Source organism: Burkholderia sp. BCC1977 (genome assembly GCF_905339595.1).
Taxonomy (GTDB): Bacteria; Pseudomonadota; Gammaproteobacteria; order Burkholderiales; family Burkholderiaceae; genus Burkholderia.
On the sequence record NZ_CAJPGQ010000016.1, the window covers coordinates 121,987 to 139,332 of the forward strand.

At 64.6% G+C, this 17,346-nt stretch carries 15 protein-coding genes; 5 read left to right on the forward strand and 10 right to left on the reverse strand.

Annotated elements, in window-relative coordinates:
• Positions 1 to 4: 4 nt before the first annotated feature.
• The 4 genes from U5771_RS15970 to U5771_RS15985 all read right to left on the reverse strand — a co-directional run bounded on the left by U5771_RS15970 (position 5) and on the right by U5771_RS15985 (position 3,882).
• Positions 5 to 1,048 (reverse strand): TRAP transporter substrate-binding protein, encoded by a 1,044-nt coding sequence (locus U5771_RS15970; RefSeq protein WP_322024865.1) that lies wholly within the window; start codon positions 1,046 to 1,048, stop codon positions 5 to 7.
• Between the two features lie 169 nt (positions 1,049 to 1,217).
• The gene (locus U5771_RS15975; RefSeq protein ID WP_322024866.1) at positions 1,218 to 1,982 is read right to left on the reverse strand and encodes a glucose 1-dehydrogenase; all 765 of its coding nucleotides are present in this window, start codon (positions 1,980 to 1,982) and stop codon (positions 1,218 to 1,220) included.
• 59 nt (positions 1,983 to 2,041) lie between these two features.
• Positions 2,042 to 3,040: a transketolase family protein gene (locus U5771_RS15980; RefSeq protein ID WP_322024867.1), complete on the reverse strand. Its 999-nt coding sequence runs from the start codon at positions 3,038 to 3,040 to the stop codon at positions 2,042 to 2,044.
• On the reverse strand, positions 3,037 to 3,882 hold the full coding sequence (locus U5771_RS15985) for a transketolase (protein WP_322024868.1): 846 nt from the start codon (positions 3,880 to 3,882) through the stop codon (positions 3,037 to 3,039). Before U5771_RS15985 ends, U5771_RS15980 begins: the two co-directional genes overlap by 4 nt.
• Before the next feature lie 203 nt (positions 3,883 to 4,085).
• Here U5771_RS15985 and gcvA point away from each other — a divergent pair, with 203 nt between their 5' ends.
• Together gcvA and U5771_RS15995 are read left to right on the forward strand one after the other, a co-directional pair.
• Positions 4,086 to 4,982 (forward strand): transcriptional regulator GcvA, encoded by an 897-nt coding sequence (gene gcvA, locus U5771_RS15990; RefSeq protein ID WP_322024869.1) that lies wholly within the window; start codon positions 4,086 to 4,088, stop codon positions 4,980 to 4,982.
• A gap of 512 nt (positions 4,983 to 5,494) precedes the next feature.
• Positions 5,495 to 5,746, forward strand: a complete 252-nt coding sequence (locus U5771_RS15995; protein ID WP_322024870.1) for a hypothetical protein — start codon at positions 5,495 to 5,497, stop codon at positions 5,744 to 5,746.
• 182 nt (positions 5,747 to 5,928) lie between these two features.
• On the opposite strand, the gene U5771_RS16000 is transcribed toward U5771_RS15995, so the two are convergent.
• Complete coding sequence (locus U5771_RS16000; protein ID WP_059525958.1) at positions 5,929 to 6,870, reverse strand: dihydrodipicolinate synthase family protein; 942 nt, start codon at positions 6,868 to 6,870, stop codon at positions 5,929 to 5,931.
• 588 nt (positions 6,871 to 7,458) lie between these two features.
• On the opposite strand from U5771_RS16000, the gene abaF reads away from it, so the two are divergent.
• A complete protein-coding gene (abaF, locus tag U5771_RS16005; protein ID WP_322024871.1) occupies positions 7,459 to 8,838 on the forward strand; it encodes a fosfomycin efflux MFS transporter AbaF in 1,380 nt (459 codons plus the stop codon).
• Between the two features lie 287 nt (positions 8,839 to 9,125).
• Here abaF and U5771_RS16010 read toward each other — a convergent pair whose 3' ends face one another.
• Entirely contained in the window at positions 9,126 to 9,545 is a 420-nt protein-coding gene (locus U5771_RS16010; RefSeq protein ID WP_322024872.1) for a DUF1810 domain-containing protein, read from the reverse strand.
• Between the two features lie 330 nt (positions 9,546 to 9,875).
• Between U5771_RS16010 and U5771_RS16015 the strand changes: the two genes are divergently transcribed.
• On the forward strand, positions 9,876 to 12,635 hold the full coding sequence (locus tag U5771_RS16015) for a UPF0182 family protein (protein WP_322024873.1): 2,760 nt from the start codon (positions 9,876 to 9,878) through the stop codon (positions 12,633 to 12,635).
• Positions 12,636 to 12,792: 157 nt separating this feature from the next.
• Here the strand turns inward: U5771_RS16015 and U5771_RS16020 are convergent, their stop codons facing one another.
• Entirely contained in the window at positions 12,793 to 14,163 is a 1,371-nt protein-coding gene (locus U5771_RS16020) for an MFS transporter (RefSeq protein ID WP_322024880.1), read from the reverse strand.
• A gap of 452 nt (positions 14,164 to 14,615) precedes the next feature.
• Here U5771_RS16020 and U5771_RS16025 point away from each other — a divergent pair, with 452 nt between their 5' ends.
• A complete protein-coding gene (locus U5771_RS16025) occupies positions 14,616 to 15,017 on the forward strand; it encodes a hypothetical protein (RefSeq protein ID WP_322024874.1) in 402 nt (133 codons plus the stop codon).
• A gap of 248 nt (positions 15,018 to 15,265) precedes the next feature.
• Here U5771_RS16025 and U5771_RS16030 read toward each other — a convergent pair whose 3' ends face one another.
• The 3 genes from U5771_RS16030 to U5771_RS16040 all read right to left on the reverse strand — a co-directional run bounded on the left by U5771_RS16030 (position 15,266) and on the right by U5771_RS16040 (position 17,141).
• Complete coding sequence (locus U5771_RS16030; RefSeq protein WP_322024881.1) at positions 15,266 to 16,189, reverse strand: recombination-associated protein RdgC; 924 nt, start codon at positions 16,187 to 16,189, stop codon at positions 15,266 to 15,268.
• Positions 16,190 to 16,400: 211 nt separating this feature from the next.
• Positions 16,401 to 16,661 (reverse strand): transcriptional regulator, encoded by a 261-nt coding sequence (locus U5771_RS16035; RefSeq protein ID WP_322024882.1) that lies wholly within the window; start codon positions 16,659 to 16,661, stop codon positions 16,401 to 16,403.
• 162 nt (positions 16,662 to 16,823) lie between these two features.
• Positions 16,824 to 17,141: a hypothetical protein gene (locus tag U5771_RS16040; RefSeq protein ID WP_121862497.1), complete on the reverse strand. Its 318-nt coding sequence runs from the start codon at positions 17,139 to 17,141 to the stop codon at positions 16,824 to 16,826.
• Between the last annotated feature and the right edge of the window lie 205 nt (positions 17,142 to 17,346).

Sequence of the window (17,346 nt, forward strand, 5' to 3'; positions counted from 1 at the left end):
GTGTTCATACCAGTTTGCCGACGTACTTTTCGAGCAGGTTCCAGCCCTGGTCGCCATACTTCGCTTTCCAGTCGCCATAGAAGCTGGTCTTGCGCAGCGCGTCGCGAAACGCCTGGCGGTCCACGTCGACGACGTTGATGCCCCGTGCCTTCAGGTCGTTGCGCAACGAGCCGTTCAGCTTCGCGATGTCCGCGCGTTGCAGGAGCCCGGCCGCTTCGAATTCGCGGGTGACGATCGCCCGCATGTCGGCGGGCAGCTTTTCCCACGCGCGGCGATTGCCGAGAATCCAGTAGCCGTCCCACACGTGCGACGTGAGGCTGATGGATTTCTGCACTTCGTAGAGCTTGGCCGTCGCGACGATCGGCAGCGCATTTTCCTGGCCCTCGACGACACCCGTTTGCAGCGCCGAATACAGCTCGTTGAAGTTGATCGGGGCAGGGCCCGCATCGAGCGCCTTGAACAGCGACGTGAGCATCGGCGCCTGCGGCACGCGGATCTTGAAGCCCTTCAGGTCTTCCGGCTTCCGGATGACGCGCGTCGACGAACTGACCTGGCGGAAGCCGTTGTCCCACGGGCGCGACACGGTGACGATGCCGGCCTTTTCGATCTGCGCGCGGATGTAGGCGCCGAGATCGCCGTCCATCGCCTTCCAGACGGTGTCGTAGTCGGGGAACGCGAAACCCGTGTTGACGATGCCGGCGGCGGGCGCCAGTGTCGCGAGAATCGACGATGCCTGGTTGAAGAACTCGACGCCGCCGCTTCTCACCTGCGACAGCAGGTCGGTATCCGAGCCGAGCTGGTTCGCGGGGAAGACCTTGATGTCGAGCTTGCCGCCCGTGGCCGCGCGAATCTTGTCGCAGGCCTGTTGCGCGCGGATGTTGACCGGGTGCGTCGGGTCCTGGCCCGTCGCGAGCTTGTACGAGAATTCGGCGGCCGACGCGCTGCGGATCGACAGGCCCCACAGCGGCGCCGCCGCGGCGACGGTCGCGCCCGCTTTCAGGAAGGTGCGTCGGTTGATGCCGCTGCGAGTGGTCGAGCGGTTGCTCATGATGTGCTCCTCCAATACGGATTTGTGATGTATCGGTGCGTTCTACCCGGACAACACGCTCTCTGGCGCGTTTGTCTTCGCCCGGCGGCTGCCTGTCGCGCGCGGCCGGCCGGGCCCCGCCGCGCGTCGTGCGTCCTCGGCCGCGGATCGGCCGTGAATCAGCCGCAAGTCAGCCGTGAATCAGCATGCCGCCGTTGACGTCGATCACGGCGCCCGTGATGTACGACGAGATCGGCGACGCGAGAAACAGGAATGCGCCCGCGACGTCGTCGGGATCGCCGAGTCGGTTCAGCGGAATGCCCGCGAGAATCTCGCCGCGCTTGTCGTCGCTGATCTTGCCTGCGTTGATGTCGGTCTGGATCAGGCCGGGCGTCACGCAGTTCACGCGGATCCCGTCGGCGCCGAGCTCGCGCGCCATCGCTTTCGCGAGGCCGAGCACGCCGGCCTTCGCCGCCGAGTAGTGCGGGCCGCCGAGAATGCCGCCGCCGCGCTGCGCCGAGACCGACGACATGCAGCCGATCGAGCCGCTCTTCTGCTTCTTCATCTGCGGCACGACCGCTTGCGACAGATACAGCACGCCGCGCAGGTTCACGTCGAGGATGCGGTCCCAGCTGTCGGCGTCGATGTCGAGCAGCTTCACGGCCTGCGTGATACCGGCGTTGTTGATGAGCACGTCGATCGCACCGAAATCGGCGACGATCTGTTCGACCGCGGCCTGGCATGCCTGCCGGTCGGTGACGTTGCACGCGTAGCCGCGATGCCCGGCGCCGATCGACGCGGCCGCATCGCGCGCCGCCGATGCATCGAGATCGAGGATCGCGATTTGCGCACCGTGCTTCGCGAACATGCGTGCAGTGGCCATGCCGATGCCGCGCGGCGAGGCCGCGCCGGAAATGACGGCGACCTTGCCGTCGAGAAGACGAGACTCTGACATGTTGCGGTTCTCCTGATAGGGGGTTCGGTATGGGTTGTCGTGATGGCGGGTGGCCCGGTTCAGCCGAGCCAGCGCTTGATGGTGTCGCTCATCGTTTCCGTCGAGATGCCGTAGCGGTCGTGCAGCGTCGGCAACGCGCCGGCGTCGAGGAACGCATCGGGCAGCGCGATCTGCCGGAACGGCGGGGTGACGCCGGCGCCGAGCAGCGTGCGCGCGACCGCTTCGCCGAGGCCGCCGATCACCGTATGGTTCTCGGCGACGATCACCATGCGGCCCGTGCGCTTCGCTTCGCGCAGGATGGTCGCGGTGTCGAGCGGCTTGATGGTCGGCACGTGCAGCACGCCGACGCCGATGTTGTCTTCCTCCAGCGCCTTCGCGACTTCCAGCGAGCGCATCGTCATGATCCCGGACGAGATCAGCAGCACGTCGTTGCCGTCGCGCAGCAGCTTCGCCTTGCCGAGTTCGAAGCGGTAGTCGTATTCGTCGAGCACGGCCGGCACGTTGCCGCGCAGCAGGCGCGCGTAGACGGGGCCCTTGTGCGCGGCGATCGCCGGCACCATCTGCTCGATATCGAGCGCGTCGCACGGATCGATCACCGTCATGTTCGGCATCGCGCGCATCAGCGCGAGGTCTTCGGCGGCCTGGTGGCTCGGGCCGTAGCCGGTCGTGAGGCCCGGCAGCGCGCAGACGATCTTGACGTCGAGGTTGTCTTCCGCGATGGTCTGGTGGATGAAGTCGTACGCGCGACGCGTCGCGAACACCGCATAGGTCGTGACGAACGGCTGCGCGCCTTCGTGCGCGAAACCGGCCGCGGCACCCATCAGCAGCTGCTCGGCCATGCCCATCTGGTAGTAGCGCTCGGGAAATTCCTTCGCGAAGATGTGCAGGTCGGTGTACTTGCCGAGGTCGGCCGTCATGCCGATCACGTTCGTCTTCACGCGCGCCAGTGTCGACAGCGCATGGCCGAACGGCGCGGGGCGCGTGATCTGGCCTTCGCCCGCGATCGACGCGATCATCGCGGAGGTCTTCAGGCGCGGCTTCTTCGCGACGGTGCTCATGCTTGCCTCCCGGCGTCGAGCGCGTCGAGCGCGAGCGTCCACTCGTGCGCGTCGACGCGGATGAAATGGTTCTTCTCGCGTGCTTCGAGGAACGGCACGCCGCAACCCATCTTCGTATCGCAGACGATGATGCGGGGTTGCGCGCCGGTATGCCGGCGGGCGTTGTCGAACGCATGCGCGACGGCTTCGATGTCGTTGCCGTTCACGCGCTGCGTGTACCAGCCGAACGCTTCGAGCTTGTCGACGAGCGGTTCGAACGCCATGATCTGCGTCGACGGGCCGTCGGCCTGCTGGTTGTTCACGTCGACGATCGCGATCAGGTTGTCGAGTTTCCAGTGCGCGGCCGACATCAGGCCTTCCCAGATCGCGCCTTCGTCGAGCTCGCCGTCGGAGAACAGCGTGTAGACGAACGCGTCCGAGCCCTTGCGCTTGAGCCCGAGGCAACGGCCGACGGCGATCGTCAGGCCCTGGCCGAGCGAGCCGCCGGACATCTCCATGCCGGGCGTGTAGCTCGCCATGCCGGACATCGGCAAGCGGCTGTCGTCGCTGCCGTAGGTCTCGAGTTCGTCCGCGGGGAGGATGCCGGCTTCGAAGAGCGCGGCGTACAGCGCGATCGCGTAGTGGCCGTTCGACAGCAGGAAGCGGTCGCGTCCTTCCCATTCGGGATCGTCGGGGCGGTAGCGCATCGCGCCGAAGTAGGCGACGGACAGCACGTCCGCAATGTCGAGCGCCTGGCCGATATAGCCTTGCCCCTGTACTTCGCCCATCAGCAGCGCGTTGCGGCGGATGCGGTAGGCGTGTTCCGCGAGTTGGGCGGTGCGCCCGGCTTCGCTCGTATTCACGCGTGTCTCCTTCTTGCGGCGTCCGGCCTGTCGAAGGCCGCGCGCCGGGTGATTCGTGGCGGGATGTTTCGTGCTGCTCGCAGATTCGGGTAATCCCTTGCTTCGGATGTGCTGCGAGTGAGAGAAAGCGTATCTGCTTGAATCGATCGGCTCAAACGAATTAAAGTGGCTCATCGCTGAATTCAATTCATGTGAGCGCTGCAATGCACAACAAGGTCACACTCAAGTCGATACAGGCGTTCGAGGCCGCCGCGCGGCTTTCATCGTTCGCGCTCGCAGCAGACGAACTGTTCGTGACACCGTCCGCGATCAGTCATCAGATCAAGCTGCTGGAGGATCAGTTGAGCGTTCGCCTGTTTCATCGCGTGCATCGCGCGGTGATCCTCACCGATACCGGGCGGCAGTATGCGGAGGAGATCGGCGCGGCGTTCGCGCGCATCGACAAGGCGACCCGCGACATCGGACGGGTGGAGAAGAGCGACATCCTCACCGTGCACGCCACGCCCAGCATCGCGACGCAATGGCTGATGCCGCGGCTCGCCCGCTTCAGCGCATTGCATCCGGATATCGACGTGCGGCTCAATGCATCGTCGGCGCCCGTCGACCTGATCAAGGAATCCGTCGATATCGACATCCGCTACGGCGCGCGGCGGTTGCAGCCGGCCGGCACGATGGTGCTCGACCTGCCGCTCGAAACGATCGTGCCGCTATGCGCGCCGCGGATCGCGAACGGCGAGCATCCGATTCGCACGGTCGCGGATCTGCGGCATCACACCCTCATCCACAGCGAAGGCTGCCTGGTCGGGTGGCGGGACTGGATGCGGCTGCACCGCAAGGTCGTGCTCGACATCACGCGAGGGCCGCGCTTCGATCGCTCGTTCATGGCGGTCAGCGCGGCGGTGGACGGGATGGGCGTGTGTCTGGAAAGTCTCCTGCTCGTGCAGCGTGAGCTCGAAATGGGCACGCTGGTGGCCCCGCTCGGCTTCGACGGACTGCGCGTGAACGGGTACACGCTCAATCTGCTGAAGTCGCGGGCGGACTTGCCGAAGCTGCGATGTTTTCAGGACTGGCTGTTTGCCGAGCTGGAAGGGCACGAGTAGCGTTCCGCGCGGAAGGCGGCGACTCGCGCATCACGACGGGATGCGTGCGGCCGGCGTCAGGCCGCCGGCGATGCCGGTCGCGACGGCCATTTCCGCACGCGCGGGCGCGATCGACTCGTCGGCGGAACGTACCCTGGACATCCCCGTTCCCCGTTCCCCGTTCCCCGTTCCCCGGTCGCCGGTCGCCGGTCGCCGCACGTGTCGCGCGGATGCGGTGCGATCGATTCCGGCAAGCATCCTCAATGTTGGGGATGCGCTCGCCAGCGGGCGCCGCTACGATCGGCACCGGCGTATCGAGGTGCGGATGCAACCGACGCGGCGCGGCGACGACGTCTCGACGGCTGCGCGGGATTGATCCGATCATATGAACGATGTCATCGCGCCGGGCGGCGGTGTTCTGACACAGGACGCGCGTACCGTGACGGGAAGCGAATACGACGGGTCCCGCGACAAGACCATGCGGCGGCGCGCCGATGACGACAGGCCGGGTGCGGTATTGCGGGGATCATCACATGCTGACGAGAGACTATGTGGAGCGCGAGCTTTCTCATATCGGGAGAATGGTCGCGCTGCTGGAAAGCGATGCCGGTAACGGCGAGGCGGTGATGCCGCGCGCGATGCGCGTGAGTTGTCCGAGTTACTGGCGCGGGCGGATCGAAGCGCTGCTGGCGATCCCCGGCATGCCGCGCCACGTGACGAAACTCTGCAACGTGCTGCTCGCGAAGATCGACGGGATGGAATCGCGGCTGGCGACGGTGAAGTAGCGCGGGCGGTTGCGTTTGCGCGAGCGTGGCCGCGCGCCAACGAAAAAAGCCACGGAACGATCCGTGGCTTTCCCTTTCCATCGCGAGGCCGTGGCACGACCGCGCATCACAGCCGCGCATCACAGCCGCATATCACGGCCGCGTATGACGTCCGCATATCGCACGGCATCGTGCGAGCGCGCTTACGCGATGCTCTTCGACCAGTTCGCGTACCAGTTGCGGAACAGCGTGTACTGCGCTTCCGCGTAGTTGCGTTGCGCGTCGCTCAGTGCATCGGTTTCGTTGAAGTGCAGCGTGTATTCCTTGTCGCCGTTCAGCACCATCAGGTGCTTGTAGAACAGGACCAGGTCGCAGCCTTCGTCGAACGACGACAGCACGGCCAGCGCGGCTTCCAGTTCCTTCGCACGCACGCGCGCCACGGCATCGCCTTGCGCGGCCTTCTTGCACAGGTCGACCAGTTGCAGCACTTCGCGCGGCAGCGCGTTGCCGATGCCGGTGATCGCGCCTGCCGCGCCGCAGTTCACGAAGCCATGGAACACTTGCGTGTCGACGCCGGCCATCAGCGTCACGCTGTCGTCCTGCGACGTGATGTTCTCGGCGGCATAGCGCATGTCGGCGGCGCCGCCGAATTCCTTGAAGCCGATCAGGTTCGGATGCTGGCGACGCAGTTCGAAGAACAGGTCGGCGCGGGTCGCGAAGCCGTAGTACGGGCTGTTGTAGATCACGGCCGGCAGGTTCGGCGCGGCGTTCAGGATCGCGGCGAAGTGGGCCTTCTGTGCGGCCGGCGACGCGCCGCGCGACAGCACGCGCGGGATCACCATCAGGCCGTGCGCGCCGACCTTCGCGGCATGCGCGGCGTGCGACACGGCTTCCTTCGAGTTCACCGCGCCGGTGCCGACGATCGTCGGGACGCCGGCTTCGACCAGGCGCGCGACGCCTTCCTGGCGTTGCGCTTCGGTCAGCAGCGGCCAGTCGCCCATCGAGCCGCAGTACACCACCGCGCGCATGCCCAGTGCCACCAGTTCCTTGCCCTTCTTCACCAGCGCGTCGAAATCCGGCTGACGGTCAGCGGTGCACGGCGTCATCAGGGCCGGAATGGTGCCGGTAAAAATGTTGTCGCTCATCTCGTTTCCTCACATTCAGATAGGGTCAACTGCCATTGCTGGCAACGTGGGCTGTACGCGCGCTCGCCGTCTCGTCGGTGCTTCACGTGATCCGGACGGCGGCTGGCCACCTCTTGTTTGCCTCGGTGCCGAAACGTTGCCTCCGGTTTCGCCCGAGAGTCAGCCATCGACGAGTGCATTCTAGCCAGTCCGCATATTTTATACAATATAAAATTAAAAGGGCATGACGAAGGTCGTCGTTGCGGGGTGTCGGAAGGGCGGCGAAGCGCGTCGCGGCGGCCTCCGGCGGGGATCGCTGGCGATCATGGCGAAGCGGGCCGATGTGCGTCCCGGCCCTGCCTGACCGCCGCCGAAGCCTGGCAGGCGTTCCTCGAGCCGGGTTCCGCCGCACGTTCATCTGACCTAAATCGCTCGCCCCGCAAGCGCCCGGCCCGGTCGGCAAACACCGCCCGGCGTGTCGCATTTGTGTCGAAATCATTTTTGAGATTCCGTGGATTGTGTATTGAATATTGTATAAAATCGTTCGGCGCGCTTGCTCGCGAACCGGCCCGTCAAGGGAAATGGAAGACAACGAGAGGAGATTCGGAGATGGCAAGTCAGGTCGGCGAGGCAGTCTCGCCTGGTGGTGCGGCAGCCGTGCAGGACACGGCGTCGAAACGGGAGTTGAAGCGGGTCGTCGCGGCGTCGATGGTCGGGTCGGTGGCGGAGTGGTACGAGTTCTTCCTGTACGGAACGGCATCGGCGCTGGTGTTCGGCACGCACTTCTTCAAGAAGACGGGCAACCCGATCGACGGCCTGCTCGCCGCGTTCGCGCTGTATGCGGTGGGGTTCGCCGCGCGCCCGATCGGCGGGCTGGTGTTCGGCTACTACGGCGACAAGTTCGGCCGCAAGTATCTGCTGCAGGTCAGCCTGATCGTGGTCGGCATCACGACGTTCCTGATGGGCTGCCTGCCGACCTTCGACGCGATCGGCTATTGGGCGCCGGTGCTGCTGGTGTCGCTGCGCCTGATCCAGGGCTTCGCGTTCGGCGGCGAGTGGGGCGGCGCGATCCTGCTGGTCAGCGAACACAGCCCGGACAACCGCCGCGGCTACTGGGCCAGCTGGCCGCAGGCCGGCGTGCCGGCCGGCAACCTCGTCGCGACGATCATCCTGCTGGTGCTGTCGAGCTCGCTGTCCGAAGCCGACTTCCTGGCGTGGGGCTGGCGCGCGGCGTTCTGGTTCTCGGCGGTGGTCGTGCTGATCGGCTTCTGGATTCGCCGCAAGGTCGACGATGCGCCGATCTTCAAGGAAGCGCAGGCGCGCCGTGCGCAGAAGCAGGAGAAGCAGCTCGGCGTCGGCCACGTGCTGAAGTACCACTGGCGGCAGGTGCTGATCGGCATCGGCGCGCGGTTCGCCGAGAACATCCTGTATTACATGGTCGTCACGTTTTCGCTGACCTACCTGAAGCTGGTCGTCGGTTTCGACACCACGCGGATCCTGAAGCTGATGTTCGCGGCCAACGCGATTCACTTCTTCTTCATCCCGTTGATGGGGCTGATGTCGGATCTCGTCGGGCGCAAGCCCGTGTATCTGACGGGCGCCGTGCTGACCGCCGGCTGGGGCTTCGTCGCGTTCCCGATGATGGACACCGGCAACGACTGGATCATCATGGCCGCGATCGTGTTCGGCCTGTTCATCGAATCGATGACGTACTCGCCGTATTCGGCGCTGATGACCGAGATGTTCCCGACCAACGTGCGCTATACCGCGCTGTCGCTGTGCTACCAGGTCGCGCCGCTGATGGCCGGCTCGCTCGCGCCGCTGATCGGGCTGTCGCTGCTCGAGCGCTATCACTCGTCGACGCCGATCGCGTTGTATCTGGTTGCAGCGGCGCTGATCTCGATCGTGTGCGTGGGGCTCGCGAAGGAAACGCGCGGCAAGTCGCTGCGTGAGGTCGATGCAGAGGCCAGTCGGCGCACGCACGCGTGATGCGGGTGATCGAAGACCGGTCGAATCCAGGCAAGCCACCCGCGAGGGTGGCTTTTTTGCGGTTCATCGTGGATTTCCGGGGAGCGCGGGGAAGACGGTCGGCGTTCGGCCCGCTACGGTCGTCGCTGGTTGCGCCCGATAGCGGCCATCGACAGGTGCTTGTCGAGGGGGCGTGGTCGTCACGCGGGCACGCTTGCACGCGCGCCGAGCATTCGGGGCGGCGGCGATCGCCTCGGTTTTTCCTTGCGAGCATTCTGCAAGGCCTGACCGCTTGTGACCGGCACCGCCTAGATTCGCGCGAGCGTGTCGTGATCGGCCTCGCCGCCGAAATATTTCTCGAGCGCCGCCACGAACACCGCGTTGTCGGCAGTCGCATGCGCGAACAACGTGACCGACGAGCGGAATTTCAGGTAATCCGGATACCCGAAAATCGTCTGGATCGAACGGCCTTCGATCTGATTGACGAGCCGTGTGCATTCCCGCAGCCTTTCGCCGAGCAGCGGATGGTCAAGATACGCGACGGCTTCGGCCAGTGTCGAGATCGCGTAGCGTTGCGCCATCGCGCTGTCGCCAAGCCCTTCGATCTGCGGAAACACGAACCACATCCAGTGACTTTGCTTGTGTCCGTGCCTCAACTCGTCGCATACGCGCGCGTACACCGAATCCTGTGCGTCGACAAAGCGCTGAAGATCATGGGGATCGTCCATTTCGCGTTCCCTCCGTTCCGGCGCGGCAAGCCGCCTGAACATTCATTGTGAGCGTTACCCGGATGGCGTGCAAACGCCCCCTTGACCGTGCGCTCCCCCGGCTTCGCATCGCGTCCCGCGAGGGGAGCGAATTTGCTGCAGCGCACAGCACTGCATTCGATCGTTCCAAAGTGACGTCGCGCATGCCGTCGGATGGCGACGGGTCGGCAACGGGCGTAGCATTCAGACATGCGGCCGGCCGCGAATCTCACTGACGGCTCACTGACGGATCGGCGGCACACCCCGGTCCGGCCAGCCGGCCACGCATGACGGCCCGGCAAAGGAGCATCGATGCGCTCGCAAGCAACGTCCGTCCCGCGCCTGAGACGCTATGGGATCGCGGCTGCGATCGTCATCGCCTGCCTGATCGTCATCGGACGCATCACCGGTTTCCTGGTCGACTGGCTTTGGTTCTCGTCGATCGGCTATGCCGGCGTCTTCTGGACGATCCTGTCCGCGAGGGTGCTGCTGTTCGTCGCGGTGTTCGCCGTGTCGGCGGCCGCGATCGGCGCGTCGGGGTTGCTCGCGCATCGTCACGCCAGGCCCGTCGATGTCTGGCAGGTAGCGGACGCTTCGTCGACGCGTGCGGAGGATGTCCTGCGGGCGCTGGCAGGGGAGGTCGCGTCGCGCGTTCCCTGGCGCGCGGTCATCGCCGCGGGTGCCGTCATTCTCGGGCTGGCGATCGCCGCCGGTGCGATGTCGAGCTGGGATGTCGCGCTGCGTTTTCTGCATCGGGTGCCGTTCGGCGCGCACGATCCGATCTTCGGCAAGGACATCGGTTTCTATCTGTTCGCGCTACCCGTCTGGATCGTGCTGAAGAACCTGCTGCTGCAAGTGGTCGTCTGCTGCGCGATCGTCGCAGGCAGCGTCTACTGGCTGCGCGGCGACATCATGCTCCGCCCGCCGAAGGGGCTTTCGTCGGCCGCCGCGGTTCACGGGTCGGCGCTACTGGCACTCTTCTTCCTGGTGAAAGCCTGGTCCTGGTGGCTCGAACGCTTTCTCCTGCTCTACGACAACAACGGGGTCGTGGTCGGCGCCGGTTATACGGATGTCCACGTGATGCTGCCGGTGCTGTGGTTGCTCGTCGGCCTCGCCACCGCGTCGGCCGTTGCGATGCTGGTCAACATGAGGCGGCCCGGCTATCGGTTGCCAGCCGCTGCGCTGCTGCTCGTGTTCGGCACGTCGTTCGCGCTCGGCATCGTCTATCCCGCGCTGTTCCAGCGCTTCTACGTCAAGCCGAGCGAGCTGCAGCTCGAGACGCCCTATATCCAGCACAACATCGCGTTGACGCGGCAGGCCTACGGTCTCGCGCGGATCGAGGTCAAACCGTTTGCGGCCGAGCAGGGCCTGAATGTTGCGTCGCTGCAGGCCAATCGCACGACCGTCGACAATATCCGCCTGTGGGATGTGCAGCCGCTGAGGGATACCTATGCGCAGTTGCAGGAGATCAGGACTTACTACAAGTTCTTTTCCGTGGATATCGATCGCTACCGTCTCGACTCCGGCTACCGGCAGGTCATGCTGTCGGCGCGCGATCTGGATCAGACGATGCTGCCGGAGAACGCCCGAACCTGGGTGAACCTGCATCTGCTGTTCACCCACGGCAACGGCATCGTGATGTCGCCGGTCACGGAGAAATCCACGGAAGGCTTGCCGTCGCTTTATCTGCGCGACATTCCGCCGGTCGCCGACGGCGGACCGGCGATCAACGAACCGCGCATCTACTTCGGTGAAGGCGGGCAGGGCTATGTGATCGTGAAGGGCAGTGTGCCCGAATTCGACTACCCGAAGGGCGACAGCAACGTCTACACGTCCTACAGCGGGCGCGATGGCGTCGCGATCGGCGGCGCGGTGCGGCGCAGCCTGTTCGCCTGGCAGTTCGGCGATCCCAACATCCTGCTGACGCACTACATCACGAACGAGAGCAGGATCCTCTTTCACCGCAACATCCGGGACCGGATACGCACGATCGCACCGTTTCTCGCGCTCGACCACGACCCCTATGTCGTGGCAAGCAACGGACGCCTGTTCTGGATGCAGGACGCCTATACGACCAGCCGCTGGTTTCCGTATGCGCCGCCCGGCGTCGGCGATGGCGCCAACTACATTCGCAACGCGGTCAAGGTGGTGGTCGACGCGTACAACGGCACGGTCGACTTCTACGTCAGCGATCCTGACGATCCGCTGGTGCGGACTTACGCGCGCATCTTCCCCGGCATGTTCAAGCCGCTCGACACGATGCCGCAGGATCTGCGACAGCACATCCGCTACCCCGAGGATCTGTTCCTGATCCAGGCGAACCTCTACCGCGCGTATCACATGGATGCACCGGAAGTGTTCTATAACCGCGAGGATCTCTGGCAGTTTCCTCGCGCGCTCGGCGAGATCGACGGGGGCGACGCCGCGAACCGGCAGATGGCGCCGTACTACACGATCATGCGGCTGCCCGGCGATGCGCAGGCCGGCTTCGTGCTCATGCTGCCGATGGTGCCGAGCCAGCGCGAGAACATGATCGCGTGGCTGGCCGCGCGTTGCGATCCGCCCGGGTACGGCAAGCTGATCGTCTACGCGTTCCCCAAGGAAAAGCTGATCTACGGGCCGTACCAGATCGAGGCGCGCATCCAGCAGAGCACGGAAATCTCGCAGCAGATCTCGCTGTGGAACCAGATGGGCTCACGCGTCATCCGCGGACATCTCGTGGTCGTTCCGATCGAGCACTCGATTCTCTACGTGTCGCCGCTCTACCTGCGCGCGTCGTCGGGCCAGTTGCCCGAGCTGAAACGGGTGATCGCGGCCTATGGCGATCGCGTCGTGATGGAGGAAAACCTGAGCGAGGCGCTCGCGGCGCTGTTCAAGGAGACGAGGCCGGGACCGGTGGCGGCGCCGGCCGGCGCCGCGGCGGATGCGCGCGCCCGTGACGCGCTGGCCCATTACGATCGTGCGATCGAGCGGCTGAAGGCGGGCGATTGGGCCGGCTTCGGCGCGGAACTCGATGCGCTCCGGCCGTTGCTCGAAGCGCTGGGCGCCGCTCGCGCGGATCGCAAGCCGTGAGTGACGTGCGGCTGAACGCGCGTGAGCGTGGCCGCCCGTCATCGAGCCGTTGTCGTGTCGTTGCGGGCACGCACGTTGTCCTGAGTCGGGACTGGGTGCCGAAAGCGGGCCGGCAGCCGCTTCGTCACCCCATCCATCGATCGAGCCGGCCAACCTGTCAGGTCAGCGGCGGCGCGTGCCCATGATCCTCCAGACTTCGCGCGTCGTCGTATTCCCGCGAAATATCCTTGTTCGTGTAGTCGCCGAGCTTCGATGCGGCGACCAGGCTCAGCACCGCACACGCCAGCACGTACACGGCGATCGCATACCCCGAATGGTAGTAGGCAAACAGCGCCGTCGCGATCAGCGGTGCCGGGCCGCCTGCAATGACCGAAGCGAGCTGATAACCCATCGACGCACCGCTATACCGCAACCGCCCGGTAAACGACTCGGCGATCAATGCGGCCTGCGGCCCGTACATCATCGAATGCGGGATCAGCGACAGCACGATGGCCGCGAAGATCCATACCGGATTCCGGCTGTCGACCATCGCGAAGTAGAGGAATCCGAATACACCGACGGAAACCGCGCCGATCATGTACATCCGCCGCCGCCCGATCAGATCCGACACGTGACCGAACAGCGGAATGGTGACGAACTCGACCACGGACGCCACCAGCACCGCCGTCAGCAGCAGCTCGCGCGTGGCGCCCAGCGCCGTGATCCCGTAAGTGAACACGAACGCCGTAAAGATATAGAACGGCGCCTGTTCGGCCATCCGCGCAAACGCGGACAGCACGATATCCCGCGGCTGCTTGCGCAGCACTTCGAGCATCGGCGTCTTCTCGATCCGGCGCTCGGCCAGTAGTTTTGCGAAGATCGGCGTCTCGAGAATGTTCAGGCGGATATAGAGCCCGATCGCGACCAGCAGGATGCTGAGGACAAACGGCACGCGCCAGCCCCATGTGAGGAAACTGCTGCCGGAAAACCAGCTCATGGCCAGCACGGCGAGGTTGGCGAGGAACAATCCCGCCGGCACGCCGAACTGCGGCCACGACGCGACGAAGCCGCGATGCGCATTGGTGCGCGCCCACTCCATCGACATCAGGACCGAGCCGCCCCATTCGCCGCCGACGCCGACGCCCTGGATGAAGCGCAGCACCGTGAGCAAGACGGCGCCCCAGATGCCGATCGTGGCGTAGGTCGGAACGAAGGCCACGGCGAATGTGGCGAGCCCCATCAGCAACAGGGTCACGATCAGCGTGGCCTTGCGTCCGATGCGGTCGCCGTAGTGGCCGAAGATCGCCGCGCCGACCGGCCGCGCGACAAAGCCGACGGCATAGATCAGGAACGCCTGCAGCGTGCCGACGAGCGGGTGGGACTGCGGGAAATACAGCTTAGCGAAGACCAGGCCGGTGACCGTGCTGTAGAGGAAGAAGTCATACCATTCGATCGTGGTGCCAATCGTGCTGGCGATGACGGCGCGGCGCAACTGGCGCCGGGCTTCCTCGTCGGAGAGGGGCGTGGCCGCGGATTGCATGGCAGCCATTTTGATATCTCCCGTAAAAGGGCGACAGAGAAATAAACCATACGCCCGGCGATGGGTTTCGGCAAGCGCACGCCCATGAATGGCTTGCGGGGCGCTCGAGCCTTTCAGTAAGAAGTCCTGAAATATGATTCGATCAACCGCCGCCCGAGCGTGCGACCGGCCGGCGCGGGGCGATGCCGGACGTCGACTTCGCGCGGTAGCGCATCGTTCGATGCCCGTCATGGACGGGACCGCGCCGATGGACGCACGAGTTGAATGCCGGTCTCGGTCGAAGCAGCGGCCGTCTGATCGTGGAGTAGTATTCCCCCATGTCCAGGCTATTGCTCGGCCTCTACGGCGCACAGCCAACCCATCCGTGACGAGGGCGGCAAGCTCGTCAAAGGGTTGGGAAACTGCTTCAACGATACGTGCGGTGGCGTCGGCCGCGACGACGACATCGATCGGAGTGCGTCATGTCAACCGAGTGGAAGCACCGCGTCAGACTGTTTGTCCAGCGTTTCTGGCAGCCGACCAGCGCGTGCATGACCTGCATGCCGGGGAGCTGGGGAAACATCATGAGCGTTGCCCACTGGACTATTGCATTTCATACAGGTCTGGTTACCGGACTCCTGGCTGTGCTTCTGACTTTCACGCCCGCGGCGAAACTCTACGCGCATCGATACGGCAACGCGGTGATCGTTGGCGTCCTGACAACGTTCGGCGACGCCTACTCGCACGCGAGTCACTACCGTATCCCCTATGTCGAGCACATCGTGACGGGTGCAATTTCAGGTCTCTTGACGCTGGCGGCTTCATATCTCTTCGAAGACCGCGCGCGACGCCTTCGGGCGGTATGGGCTCGGGTTTTCGGATAGGTTGTTCGCTGATTTTCTGAACCTGCCGGGCCGAACGGAAAGAGGCGCCACGGTGAGGCTACCTTCACAAGAAATGGCCGGACTGATTCAAACTCTGAACGTCCGTTTCGGGGCAGCGCGATCGGCTGCAGCGGGTCGCGAGCGCGCAGCCGCGACCCGCGCCAGAGCGGCGACGGTCCTCCTCGACACGTCGGATCAGCGCGAAGCCTCTCCGACGCAGGGCGATGATCCTCGACAGCCGACAGGGTTCAGGCTGCTGCCGCCTCATGAATCGAGTCGTGCCGCTCGCCGCCCAGGATATCGACAAGATCGGTCAACATCCGCCCCAATTCACCCGTCATCAGCGTGACATCCGAGTCGAAGCGTTCATCGTCGTTCTGGGCGGTGGGATCCGTCGCCTCCTTGATCACGTCGAGCGGCGTGACGCGCTTGATCGTCAGCGACGGCGTCAGCACGAAGGAGATTCGGTCATCCCAGGTCATCGCGAGGCGCATGCATTGTTTGCCGGCCTCGATGTGCCGGCGCATGTCGTTCGCTTCCAGCGCGTGGCCGACGTATCGCACCGTGGCGCCACCTTCGCCGCTCGAACGCAACTCGGCGTCCTGGTCCACGGTGAATCCGCCCGGCGCCTCGCCGGACAACAGCCAATCCGTCATCGCGGCGACCGGCGAAAGCGCCACCTGAACGCCGGCGAGCGGCAATTGATCGATCGATTTGACGAGCAGGCCGCGAACGTCGTCGGCAAGCGCCTGTGCAGCCGCATCGATGACGAGCCAGCCGTTCACCGTATCGATCCACACGCGGGTATCGCGGCGAATGGTGAACGCGCGCGGCAGCAGTTCGTCGGTCACCTGCTCCTTGAGTTCGCGCAGCTGTTTCCGCCCGACCTTGAAGCCCTGCTGCTCCTCGACTTCAAGCGCCCGGGCCTTGGTCACCTGATTGACGACCGACGCCGGGAGCAGCTTCTTTTCGGCACGAAACGTCAGCAGCATCTGCCGGTTGATCGAATACACAAGCGCGCCGTCGTCACGCGGCGACGCCCATCCGACGCGCTGCATCTCGATGCTGGTGCCCGGCTGAAACGCGTAGGGCGCCAGCCATGCTTCCATCTGGTCGGGGGTAACGGCCCACGGTGCCGGGAGACGATGAAGCTGAAGGTTCTTGAACCACATAGGCGTGCGGGCAAAGCGCGTCATTCTATATGACGGTGGCGTTTGCCGGCCAGAAGCGGACGCTCGTCCGCGCTTTCACAAGGACGTTGGAACGTCGGTTCCGCCCAGTCAACCGACCTTCGCGCGCCAACTGACGCGGGGTAGACGGGCGAGCGCTCGCGCGATCAGGTTCGGGTTTGGCGGCTCATCCACGCTCCGACGAAATTCGGGATCATTGCGGTCTATCGAAGACGCCCGCTTCGAGATCTTTCCTGAAATGCTGTAGCCAATCGCTTTCGTCGCCGATCACGTATTCCCTCGAAATCTGCGTCGAAAACCTGGTTATGGTGACATAGCCCTGTAGGCCGAGGTTCTCGTCACCCTTCGGATCCGTCGTATCCGTTTCCAGAACATTGAAATCGTCTGCTGTCAAACCATGGCGCTCCAGCGTCGCCAGATACGCCTTGTGTTCATCCGTTTCGATTAGCCGCATGTTCACCCTCTTGGTGTTCAACGGAGATGTCGTGGGACCCGACCGCGACGGGAACCGACCGCACCCGCTCAAGCATTGAAATCATGCGCATCGAACCCATGAGGTACGCGTCACGATCTCCGTATGCGGCGCTACCAGGAAGCGAGCATCGTGGCTCCGGTTTTATCGTCTGGGTCCTTTCATGCCTTCCGACTCCATGGCCGCATTCCACTCCTCAATCGCCTCGATGGGATCCATCGCCTCGTCAAGCGACGCCGTTGCGCGCTCGGCGGCGGCTCTGGTTTCGTCTACCGGGAAGGCGACATCTCCGTCGCCGTCACCCGGGGGCTGCAGCATGTCATTGAGCATCGCGCTCAACTCCGACGTGTCCCATGGCAGCCCACGCCGCGTTCGGTCCTTTATGTAATGCCTCACTTCCGCGTCCTGCTCCGCGGTGAGCGGCAACCCGCGGAAGGTGCTTTGGGGGTCAGAGTTAGCCATCACTTTCTCCTGCTTCTATTGCGTTTTCAGTGTACTCGCCATTGCGACCACGAGAGCCGTAATCGCGGCGCTCTTGCGCCCGATCGACTGTGTGGCCGCGACAGGCAACAGGCGGCCAAGGGCGGTCGGTCGACGTCAACTCCTAGATCGTTGACAATGGCCGTGCCTGTCCGTCGATGGCCGGGGGCGTACAAGAGGAAAAATG